The 1000-nt window shown below is 44.6% G+C and carries 1 protein-coding gene; it reads right to left on the bottom strand.

Annotated elements, in window-relative coordinates:
* A partial coding sequence (locus tag CWB85_RS21710; protein WP_171039064.1) for a glycoside hydrolase family 43 protein occupies window positions 1-958 on the bottom strand: 958 nt, incomplete at its 3' end.
* Window positions 959-1000: the final 42 nt, after the last annotated feature.

Genomic DNA, 1000 nt, shown 5'->3' with positions numbered 1-1000 from the left:
GACTGCCATCTGGAGAAGTGAAGAAACCATTGTGACCAGGGCCAAATACTTCAGTGGTACGTTCAAATACGGGTTGATCAAACTTTTTCCAGCTGTTTGCATCAAGCGGATCATCACCAACAAGTTCTAACATCCCTAACTTATAATCTGGCGTGTTACAAAAACTTGCTGAGTAAGTCATAAACGTGCGACCGTTATGCTGTAGAATTTCAGCACCTTCAGTTACCTTACGTCCGCTGATCTCCCAATCAAGTTCAGGACGTGTGATCACAGTATGTGGCGTGCCTTTTTTCAGCGTCCATGGGTTTTCCATTTCAGCAATAATATTAAGCTGTTGATCGCCCTGCCACTGTGAATAAATAACATAGAGTTTATCTTTGTAACTTAAGTAGTTACCGTCGATATTCCATACGTCAGGCATGAGCGCGCCTTTGTACTCATACGGGCCCATTGGGTCGTCACCAGCACTTTCTAATACATTAAGGTGCTGATTATCTAATGTGCCATCAGTACCAGCTGTGTACATCATGTACCAACGGTAGCCATCAGGGCCTTTAACACGATGAAATTCGAACGCCCAAAAATTACAACAGCGCGCAGGATCGGTCGCTGACCATACATTTACTGGGGTCGCATCGGCAAGTCCAGCTAATGTCGGTGACTTACGCATCACCAACTCAGATGTCCATGTTGTTGTAGTCAGGTAATAGTTACCATCCCAGTACTCAAGCCATGGATCGGCACCATTTGGAAACAGTGGATTAGTGAACACGCCATCGTCTTGCGTGGGTGCTTTGGCGCTCGTAATTGGCGCCTTATCTGCTGTTTTTTGTGTGTTAGCGCTGGTTGTAGATCCACAACCACTAAGCGAGCTTAAAGACAAAGCAAATAAGCCTACAAGGCCAGTTGCTTTAACGGTACGCTTTAACTTAGTGCGCAAGTGATGTTGTACATTCATTATTGTTATCACCCTTAGTTATTATTACAAACCCACTATTGG

The sequence above is a fragment of the Pseudoalteromonas sp. S1727 genome, from assembly GCF_005886375.1.
Taxonomy (GTDB): Bacteria; Pseudomonadota; Gammaproteobacteria; order Enterobacterales; family Alteromonadaceae; genus Pseudoalteromonas; species Pseudoalteromonas haloplanktis.
The sequence above is the reverse complement of the archived record's forward strand: the minus strand, read 5'-3'. Positions and strand labels throughout refer to the sequence as shown.